The organism is Nocardioides sp., from assembly GCF_025964975.1.
In the GTDB taxonomy this organism is placed as follows: Bacteria; Actinomycetota; Actinomycetes; order Propionibacteriales; family Nocardioidaceae; genus Nocardioides.
Genome location: NZ_JAOPXV010000025.1, coordinates 26,657 through 35,716, shown reverse-complemented (window position 1 = coordinate 35,716; position 9,060 = coordinate 26,657). Strand labels below are relative to the sequence as shown.

General features: G+C 70.7%; 8 protein-coding genes. 4 read left to right on the top strand and 4 right to left on the bottom strand.

The window, feature by feature from the left end; genetic code table 11:
- Positions 1-116 precede the first annotated feature (116 nt).
- Entirely contained in the window at positions 117-1,313 is a 1,197-nt protein-coding gene (locus JWN68_RS02250) for a GNAT family N-acetyltransferase (protein ID WP_297734053.1), read from the top strand.
- 1 nt (position 1,314) lies between these two features.
- Here JWN68_RS02250 and JWN68_RS02245 read toward each other — a convergent pair whose 3' ends face one another.
- The 3 genes from JWN68_RS02245 to cysS are packed head-to-tail and all read right to left on the bottom strand — an operon-like array spanning position 1,315 to position 5,205.
- Positions 1,315-2,832 (bottom strand): metallophosphoesterase, encoded by a 1,518-nt coding sequence (locus JWN68_RS02245; RefSeq protein ID WP_297734052.1) that lies wholly within the window; start codon positions 2,830-2,832, stop codon positions 1,315-1,317.
- A complete protein-coding gene (rlmB, locus tag JWN68_RS02240; RefSeq protein ID WP_297734050.1) occupies positions 2,807-3,781 on the bottom strand; it encodes a 23S rRNA (guanosine(2251)-2'-O)-methyltransferase RlmB in 975 nt (324 codons plus the stop codon). The genes JWN68_RS02245 and rlmB overlap by 26 nt, the downstream gene beginning before the upstream one ends.
- The gene (gene cysS / locus JWN68_RS02235) at positions 3,781-5,205 is read right to left on the bottom strand and encodes a cysteine--tRNA ligase (protein WP_297734047.1); all 1,425 of its coding nucleotides are present in this window, start codon (positions 5,203-5,205) and stop codon (positions 3,781-3,783) included. The genes rlmB and cysS overlap by 1 nt, the downstream gene beginning before the upstream one ends.
- 104 nt (positions 5,206-5,309) lie before the next feature.
- Between cysS and JWN68_RS02230 the strand changes: the two genes are divergently transcribed.
- Genes JWN68_RS02230 through JWN68_RS02220 form a run of 3 tightly spaced genes read left to right on the top strand, consistent with a single transcriptional unit; the run spans position 5,310 to position 7,461 of the window.
- Positions 5,310-5,735 carry a hypothetical protein gene (locus JWN68_RS02230; RefSeq protein WP_297734044.1) on the top strand — a complete coding sequence of 142 codons (426 nt, stop codon included), beginning with the start codon at positions 5,310-5,312 and terminating at the stop codon, positions 5,733-5,735.
- 2 nt (positions 5,736-5,737) lie between these two features.
- Entirely contained in the window at positions 5,738-6,199 is a 462-nt protein-coding gene (locus JWN68_RS02225; protein WP_297734041.1) for a MarR family transcriptional regulator, read from the top strand.
- 41 nt (positions 6,200-6,240) lie between these two features.
- A complete protein-coding gene (locus tag JWN68_RS02220; RefSeq protein ID WP_297734038.1) occupies positions 6,241-7,461 on the top strand; it encodes a peptidase C39 family protein in 1,221 nt (406 codons plus the stop codon).
- Between the two features lie 64 nt (positions 7,462-7,525).
- Here the strand turns inward: JWN68_RS02220 and JWN68_RS02215 are convergent, their stop codons facing one another.
- Positions 7,526-9,046 carry a molybdopterin-dependent oxidoreductase gene (locus JWN68_RS02215; RefSeq protein ID WP_297734035.1) on the bottom strand — a complete coding sequence of 507 codons (1,521 nt, stop codon included), beginning with the start codon at positions 9,044-9,046 and terminating at the stop codon, positions 7,526-7,528.
- Positions 9,047-9,060: the final 14 nt, after the last annotated feature.

The following is a 9,060-nucleotide window of genomic DNA, read 5'->3' as shown; positions in this document are numbered from 1 at the left end:
GCCCAGCGCGGAGCGTGGCAATGGTGCGCCGATACCCTGCCCACAACGTCAGTGCGCCATCACCGTGTGCTGCCTCGCTTGCGGGCAGTCCTCCGCGAGGAAGAACAAATGCACCCATGACAACTGGACCCCGGCCGCTGCTGGCCGACGACATCCCGCAGCTGCTGGCCCTGGGCCAAGAGGCGTTCGGCGCCTTCCCGGCGGGCTACACGCTGCCCGGACCGGCCGACTACCCGGCTCCCGGACGACACACCTGGGGCACGTTCGACGGCGACCGGCTCGTCGCCAAGGTCGTCCGCCGCGAGTACGACTCGTGGTTCCACGGCACGCAGGTCCCGACCAACGGGATCGCGGGCGTGGCGGTCTCCGCCGAGCACCGGGGTGCGGGCCTGCTCGACGACCTGATGGCCGCGGTCCTCGACGAAGGCAAGCGCGAGCGGGGCGAGGCCATCTCGACGTTGTTCGCGACGGCGCCCGGCATCTATCGCCGCTACGGCTTCGAGCTGGTCACCTCCTACGACACCGTCGAGATCACCACCTCCCGACTGGCGGCGGTCAAGCCGCCCGAGTCGACTACCACCCGGCGGGCGACGGCCGACGACTTCGGCGCCGTACGCCGTGTGTACAAGACCTGGGCCTCGGCGCAGAACGGGCCGCTGACGCGGGCAGGCGCGTCGTTCCCGGCCGACGCGGACGAGTTCATCGGCTCCTTCACCGGCGTGACCCTGGCGCTGGCAGGCGACGACGTCGTCGGCTACGCCTCGTGGAACCGCGGCTCGGGCTACGGCGACACCTCGACGTTCGAGGTCGCCGACCTGGTCACCCTGACCGGGGACGCCACCCGGGCGTTGTGGCGCATGATCGCGACGTTCGCCTCGGTCACCGGCCGCGTCCACCTGTCCACCTCCGGCCGCGACTCCGCCAGGCTCGCGCTGCCCTTCGCCGGCTGGCAGGTCGTCGAGAGCGAGCCCTACATGCTGCGCATCCACGACGTCCCTGGCGCCTTCACCGGGCTGCGGCTCGCCTCGCCGGGCGTCGCGGTCGACGGGCTCGCCTTCGGCGTGGAAGGCGACCTGCTCGACACCATGAACGGGCACTGGTCCCTGAGCGTCGACGGTGGCGTCTCGACGTGCGCGGCGGGGCCTGTCGGTGGCCCGACGTTCGCCCCGCGTGGCCTGTCTCTGCTGTACGCCGGGGCCGCCTCCTGCGCCGACCTCCGTATGGCAGGCCTGCTCAGCGGGGTCCAGGACCGCGACCGCGTGTGGGACAGCCTCTTCGGCGGCCGGCAGGTGCACGTCCGCGACTACTTCTGACTCACTCCGTCGCGTCGAGCGCCAGCTCGGCATACGGCCCGACCACGAAGACCCCGTCGGTGCGTAGCCGCACCCACTGCGTCCCCACGGGGCGGCCGTCAGCGTAGGTGACGAGGGTGACGTCGGCGTCCCGACGCGGCTTGCTGCCGACCGCGATGGCGTAGGCAGCGCCGCCGGTGGTGCCGTTGGTGAACGTGTAGCCGGTCTGGTCGTTGGTCCCTGCGACCGCGTCCGGTCCGTCCTGGACGTGGGTGTGGCCGCCGATGACGAGGTCGACGCAGCCGCGGGCCAGGGCCTCGTCGCCGAGGTCGGCGTCGTGCACCAGCAGGGTCGAGATCCGGTCCCCGTCGCAGGCGACGTCCGCGAGTAGGTCGCCGACCTCGCTGAAGCTCAGACCGGTCTCGTCGCGCCAGTTGCCGAGCCCGCTGGACCGCGGGTCGTCGACCCCCATCAGCTCGCCGCCCCAGGGCGCCTCGACCCGAGAGCCGTCGAGCATCGTCCAGCCCAGGTCGTCGAGGTATCGGCCGACGAAGCTGCCGTTGTCATGGTTGCCCGCCACGGCGAAGCGGTTGAGGTCGTCGAATGACCGGTCGAGGGAGTCGAGGCTGAACGCCTCCCAGGGCTGACCGGTGGAGGTGTCGTCGCCGGCGTCGAGCACCACCGTTGCGCCTCCACGGTCCCCGACCGCCCGAGCCACCCGGTCCATGCCGATGTTGTCGTGGCGGTCACTGAGGACGATGGCGACGGTCTCGTCCTCGCTGGGCTCCCGCAGGTCGAGGTCAGCGGCAGCGGCGGCGGCCTCGTCGTAGAAGCCCTTGCTCTTCTCGTAGGTGTCCACGGCGCTCTGGATCAGGCGTTGGGTCTGCGTCGTCGTCGGGCTGGTCCGAATCTCGATCCCGGCCGCCTCGGGCGGGAGGGGGAAGCCGGCCATGAAGGTCTCGAGCGGCTCCCACGCGCGCTGGTCCTCCTGCGTGTCCTCATGGGCGTTCCAGGGCTGCCAGAGGACGAGCGGCACCGCCAGCAGGAGGACGCCGCCGGCGGCTCCCTTGCGGGTGCGCACCCCACGGAAGAGCTCGCCGCGCCGGTGCGGACCGAGCAGCCACCACACCGCCAACGGCACCAGGCCGAGCCCGACACCGCGCAGGGCGGCCGAGACAGCCATGTCGCGCACCGCGCCCTCGACCTTGGCCACCTGCGAGTCGGGCTCGCTGGCGATGAAGGCGTAGCGGGCGAAGAGCTCCTCGACCGACTCGGTCTCGGTCTTGCCCAACAGGACGTCCACACCCACGGGACCGTCGCCGGCGAGCCGGAAGTCGGGCAGCAACGGGCCCGTCCGCAGTGCGACGTACCCGTCGAAGGTGGGACTGACGACTGCGTCATGGCTCGCCACGACCACCGTGCGGCTGTCGTTGAGGAAGAACGTGGACCCGGAGGCGACGGCGACTCCTGCGCAGACCGCGGTGAGGACGAGTCCGGTCAGGACCCGCCGGCCATCAGCTCCGCGCCTGAGCAACCGCATAGAGCGTCACCGACGCGGCGACTCCCGCATTGAGCGACTCCAGCTGGTTGTGCATCGGGATCGAGACGAGCTGGTCGCAAGTCTCTGACACCAGCCGGCCCAGGCCCTTGCCCTCCGAGCCGACGACAACCACCAAGGGGCCGGTGGCGAGCCCACCGGGGGCGGTCAGCTCGGGCAGCGAGATCTCTCCGTCGGCTGCCAGGCCGACGACCATGCAGCCGGCGGACTGGTAGGCCTTGAGCTGGCGGACCAGGTTGACCGTCTGCGCGATCGGGATTCGAGCAGCCGCCCCGGCGCTGGACTTCCAGGCCGCTGCCGTCATGCCGGCGGCGCGACGCTCCGGGATGACGACGCCGTGGGCGCCGAAACCCGAGGCCGACCGCACGACCGCACCGAGGTTGCGAGGGTCGGTGACGGAGTCGAGAGCGACGATCAGCGCCTTCTCCCCGGCCTCGGCCGCGCGGCCCAGGAGGTCGTCGGCGTGGGCGTACTCGTAGGACGGCAACCGGGCCGCGAGGCCCTGGTGAACGGCACCACCGGTCATCCGGTCCAACTCGGAGCGGGTGACCTCGAGGAGCGGATAGCCGTTCTCGGCTGCGATCTTGAAGGCGTCGCGCAGTCGGCCGTCGCGCTCGGCGCCCTCGGCGACATAGACGCCGGTCACCGGGATCCCGGCGGTCAGCACCTCGACGACGGAGTTGCGACCAGCGACCCACTCGGCCTCGGTCGACTTCGCCGACCGTCGCTTGGGGCGGCCGGTCTCGTTGCGGTCGTTGCCCGAGCGCTCGGCGCGCTTCGCGTCCTTGTGGGCCTTGTGATAGGGCCGGTCCTTGGCCGCGGGCGTCGGGCCCTTGCCCTCCAGCCCTCGGCGGACGCGTCCGCCCGAACCGACGACTGCGCCCTTGCCGCTCTTCTTGATGGCGCCCTTGCGCTGGGAATTGCCTGGCATTAAATGCTCCACTTCGGCCCAGAGGGCGTGTCTTCGATCTCGATGCCGGCCGCGGCGATGCGGTCGCGAATCGCGTCCGCCCGGGCCCAGTCCTTCTCGGCGCGCGCGGTCGCGCGCTCCTCGAGCAGTGCGGTGATGAGTACGTCGACGGCTTCGCGCAGCTTCTCGTCGCCGGCCCCGTTCGTGGTCGCCCAGGCCGGGTCGGCCGGGTCGAGCCCGAGCACGGCAAGCATCGCGCGGACCTGCGACGCGATGCCCGCAGCGGCCGGGGTGTCGGCTGCCAGCGCAGTGTTTCCCTCGCGGACGAGGTCGTGGATCACGGCCACCGCCGCGGGCGTGCCGAGGTCGTCATCCATGGCCGCGACGAACGCGTCGGGCAGCTCAGTGGGCAGCTCAGTGGCGGCCTCGATCACCTCCGCGCGCTTCAGGAAGTTCTCGATCCGCAGGAACCCGACAGCGGCTTCCTCGAGCGCCTCGAAGCTGAACTCGACGTGCGAGCGGTAGTGCGCGCTGACCATGTAGAAGCGCAGCTCGATGCCGCGGACGCGCTCGAGCACCGACGGCACGAGAAGCGAGTTGCCGAGAGACTTGCTCATCTTCTCGCCGGCGGTCGTGATCCAGGCGTTGTGCAGCCAGTAGGACGCGAACGGCATCCCCGCAGCACGCGACTGCGCCTGCTCGTTCTCGTGGTGGGGGAAGCGCAGGTCGACGCCACCGCCGTGGATGTCGAAGGCGGGACCGAGGTACTTCGACGCCATCGCGGAGCACTCGATGTGCCAGCCGGGGCGGCCCGGACCCCAGGGCGAGGGCCAGGCTGCCGACTCGGGCTCGGACTTCTTGTAGCCCTTCCACAGCGCGAAGTCCCGCGGGTCGCGCTTGCCACGAGGATCCGCATCCGTAGCGGGCTCCATGTCGTCGAGGCCTTGCCGGGTCAACTCGCCGTACTGCGGCCAGGAGCGGACGTCGAAGTAGACGTCGCCCGAACCGTCCTCGGCCACGTAGGCGTGGCCGCGAGCGATGAGCGTGCTGATGAGCTCGAGCATCTCGGGGACCGTGCCCGTGGCGCCGGGTTCGTAGGTCGGCGGCAGCACGTTGATCGAGGCCAACGCGGTCGTGAGCTCGGCATGCATCGCGTAGGCGAGGTTGTACCAGGGCCGACCCTGCTCCTCCGCCTTGGCGAGGATCTTGTCGTCGATGTCGGTGACGTTGCGGATGAAGTGGACGTCGTAGCCGCTGGCGGTGAGCCACCGGCGCAGCACGTCGAAGTTGACGGCAGAGCGCACGTGCCCGACGTGCGGCTCCGACTGCACGGTGAGGCCACAGACGTAGATGCCGGCCCTCCCCTCCTGCAGGGGAACGAAGTCGCGGACCTCACGGGTCGCGGTGTCATGGAGCCTGAGCCGGCTCTGGTGCTGCTGCGTCACCAGCCGAGTCTAGAGGCGTCTGGGCCTATCCCCGATTCGCCTGCCGCGCCCAGCCGGTCGGAGAGGCTCCTTGACGTCAAATAGTAAGTACGCGTACTACTTTCATGACAACTCCTGCGACCGCCTCCCTCACCTCGCCCCTGCCGGCCTCCGCGTTCTTCGCCCGCTGGGCCGACATGTCCACGTGGTCCGACTGGAACGTCGACACCGAACGGGTCCGCCTCGACGGCCCCTTCATCGAAGGCGCCACGGGCGTCCTCAAGCCCCAGGGCGGGCCCCAGGTCCCCTTCCTCATCACCCGCCTCGACGAGCACGCGTTCGTCGATGAATCCCGGTTGTTCGGAGCACGCCTGGTCTGTGCCCACGTCGTCAGTCCCGTCGAGGAGGGCACCCGGGTCGACGTCACCGTCACCCTCACCGGGCCGCTCGCGGCGGCATGGCGGGTCATCCTCGGCGGGGGCATCGTCCGCACGCTCCGGCAGGACCTCGACTCCCTGGTTGTCGCCGCCGGCACGAACAGTCACCGTTAGGCATGGCCGAAGGACTGCAGAGCGCCCACGAGCACGCGGACGACAGCCCCGGTCTGCTCCTGTGGCAGGTCACTTCACGTTGGCAGGCCACCCTGCGGGCGGCACTGAAGCCGTTCGACCTCACGCACCCGCAGTTCGTGCTGCTGGCGTCGCTGACGTGGCTCAACGCAAAGGGTCCCGTCACGCAGCGCCACCTGGCGGACCACGTGGCCATGGATCCGATGACCACCTCCCAGGTCTTGCGCACGCTCGAGTCTCGGGGCCTCGTCGAGCGGGCAGCCCATCCCACCGATGGCCGCGCCCGGGCACTGGCGGCGACGGACAGGGGTGCGGACCTCGCCCGACGAGCCAACGCGGTGGTCGAGGCCCGCGACGCGGCGTTCTTCACCGCACTGGGGCCAGGAGCATCAAGCTTTGCCCACTCCTTGCGGTGCCTACGAGACGCTGCCGCGTCGGAGTTGTGACTCATGGGACAGATGGGACATGGCCGGGGTACCGTCGTCCGGTGTCTCGTCGACCTTGCCCTCGTCCCTCCGTCGGCGCCGCCGTCCTCGCCCTGCTCGCCGGTTCCCTGGCCACGATCGCTCCCGCAGCCGCCGCGGAGCCCCAGGCCCGACGAGCGACCTCGAGCATCGCGAACGCGTCCTGGTCGACCGGCGCGCAGTGGCGGTCAGGTGAGCTCCGGGGGCTACGCGTCAAGGCCGGCTCACTCGTGCCCAAGTCGCCGCGCCCCGGGCGTCTCGGCGGTCGGGACTACGAGGTCGGGACGTGGACGTCTCCCTGGTCCTCCCCCGACTTCGGACTGACCCAGCTGATCCCGAGCTGGGAGGCCGTCACCGACGGTGACTCGGTCGTCAAGGTGCAGGTCCGCGGGGAGGCGCCCGACGGAACCGTCTCGAGCTGGGACTCGATGGCCGAGTGGACCCTCGACAACCCGGCGCGCTCGCGCCGCTCCCTCGGCAGCCAGACCGACGACCTGGCGCGGGTCAGCGTCGACACCTGGCAGGCCGCCACGCCCCTGACCCGGTGGCAGGTGCGGGTCAGCCTCTACCGCAACGCCGCGACCAGACCGGCCGTCCGTCTCGACCGCGTCGGCGCCATGGCAAGCGCGCTCGTCCCCCGCGGCGCGGCACCCACCTCGACTCCCGGCCCCACCGTCGGGACCGTCCTCGACGTGCCGGCCTACTCCCAGATGACGCACACGGGTCACTACCCCCAGTGGGGCGGCGGCGGTGAGGCCTGGTGCTCGCCGACCTCGACCGCGATGGTGCTGGCCTACTACGACCTGCAGCCTGGCCCGTTCAGTGACATCACGGCCGGGCACGCCGACCCACAGGTCGACCACACAGCTCGGCTCGTCTACGACCACTCCTACGACGGCACCGGCAACTGGGCGTTCAACACCGCCTACGCCAGCACCCTGACAACCGGGGACTCCTACGTCACCCGACTCCCCGACCTGCGCGCGGCGGAGAGCTTCATCGCAGCCGGCGTCCCGCTGGTCGCGTCGGTCGCCTTCGGGCGCAACCAGCTCACCGGTGCCCCCATCTCGTCCAGCAACGGCCACCTGCTGGTGATCGTCGGCTTCGAGGCCGACGGCGACGTCGTCGTCAACGACCCGGCGGGCGCGAGCAACGGCGCCGTACGCCGCGTGTATGACCGTGACCAGTTCGAGGACATCTGGGTCAACGCCAGCGGCGGGATCGTCTACGTCATCAACCGCTGACGCCGGCGTCGAGTGATCGACCGCTCCGTGGATGGAGCCACTTCATCACTCGGCTGGGCAGGGATCAGCCGCCGGCGCTGACCTGGATCGTGTGCCAGCCGGTGGCGCCGTTCGGCAGCACGTCGCGGCGTACGCCCGTCTGCTCGAGCCCGTCCTTGTCGGTGGCCCGCACGCTCAGCTCATGGTCCCCGGGCCCGAGCTGGACCGTCAGCGCCCACTGGACCCACGTGTCGGTGCTCGGCGCCTGGCCGAGCTGCGCCGGCTGCCACTCCCCGCCGTCGACCGCGACCTCCACCGATGCGATCCCGGTGTGCTGGGCCCACGCCAGCCCGCCGACGTTGACCTCGCCGGCGTCCACCTCTGCACCGGAGCGTGGGACGTCGATGCGCGAGGCCATCTTCACCGGACCCTCCTCCGACCACCCCCGCTCTGTCCAGAACGCCGAGACGTCGCTGAACCGGGTGACCTCGTAGTCCACCACCCACTTGGTCGCCGAGACGTAGCCGTAGAGACCCGGCACGATCGTGCGGACCGGAAAGCCGTGCTCGATGGGCAGCGGCTTGCCGTTCATCGCCACCGCCAGCATGGCGTCACGGTCATCGGTCAGGGCGGACAGCGGCGTGGCGCAGTTCCAGCCGTCCTCCGACGTCTGGAGGACGCAGTCGGCCGAGGGATCCAGGCCGACCTCGGCCAGGATGTCGGCGATCCGGATGCCGCTCCACCAGGCGTTGCCGACGAGGTCGCCGCCGACCTCGTTGCTGACGCAGTTGAGGGTGATCCACGACTCCGTCAGCTCTCGCTTCACCAGGTCGTTGTAGGTGAGCGTGAGCTCGTGGTCGACGAGGCCGTGGATGCGCAGCGTCCAGTCCTTGGGCTCGATGGTGGGTACGGCGATCGCCGTGTGGATCAGGTAGAAGTCCTCGTTCGGGGTCTGCCACGGGAAGAGCCCCGGCAACCCGACGGCGGTGTCGGCCGGAGCGATGGGCCGGGTCACCCCATCGAGTCGAAGCAGTCGCCGACTCTCCGCCACGTGGCGACGACCGCGGCCCAGCACCCGACCGGCGCCGGCGATCCCGATCGCACCGACACCGAGAGCTGCGGCCACCATCAGGAAGACCCGCCGCTCGCGTGAGGCCAGCTCCGGGTGGTGCCGCTCGGTGAGGAGCGGCTTGGTGAGGGCCGGGAGCACGGCGACCCAGGTCACGAAGCCGACCAGCACGGGCAGCACGTCCACCACGCTGGCACCGGGCTGGAGGAGCACGGCAGCACTGCCAAGCGCAGCCAGCCCCAGCCAGAGGAGCATCGGCTTGAGGCTGCTCCTCCTCGCGAGGACTCCCGCGACGGCGCCCATGGCCAGCAGGAACAGCAGGATGCCCAGGATCAGGAGCGGCTTGTCGAGCCGACCCACGATGCGGATCAGCCTCTCGGCGACCGCTCCCGGAGTGACCTGGATGACCAGCTCCGCCACCGCCACGACCGGGGACTCGCGGATCGTCAGGACCATTGCCGTCGCGTAGCTGGTCGCCAGTCCGACGACCATCGCGACGACTCCGGCCCCTGTCCAGCGGCCCTTGCTCTCCTGCACCCGGCCATTGTGTC

Coding starts and splice junctions, on each gene's coding strand:
- JWN68_RS02230 (WP_297734044.1), top strand. CDS start 5,310: ATGACAACTCCTGCGACCGCCTCCCTCACCTCGCCCCTGCCGGCCTCC.
- JWN68_RS02245 (WP_297734052.1), bottom strand. CDS start 2,832: ATGCGGTTGCTCAGGCGCGGAGCTGATGGCCGGCGGGTCCTGACCGGA.
- rlmB (WP_297734050.1), bottom strand. CDS start 3,781: ATGCCAGGCAATTCCCAGCGCAAGGGCGCCATCAAGAAGAGCGGCAAG.
- JWN68_RS02250 (WP_297734053.1), top strand. CDS start 117: ATGACAACTGGACCCCGGCCGCTGCTGGCCGACGACATCCCGCAGCTG.
- JWN68_RS02225 (WP_297734041.1), top strand. CDS start 5,738: ATGGCCGAAGGACTGCAGAGCGCCCACGAGCACGCGGACGACAGCCCC.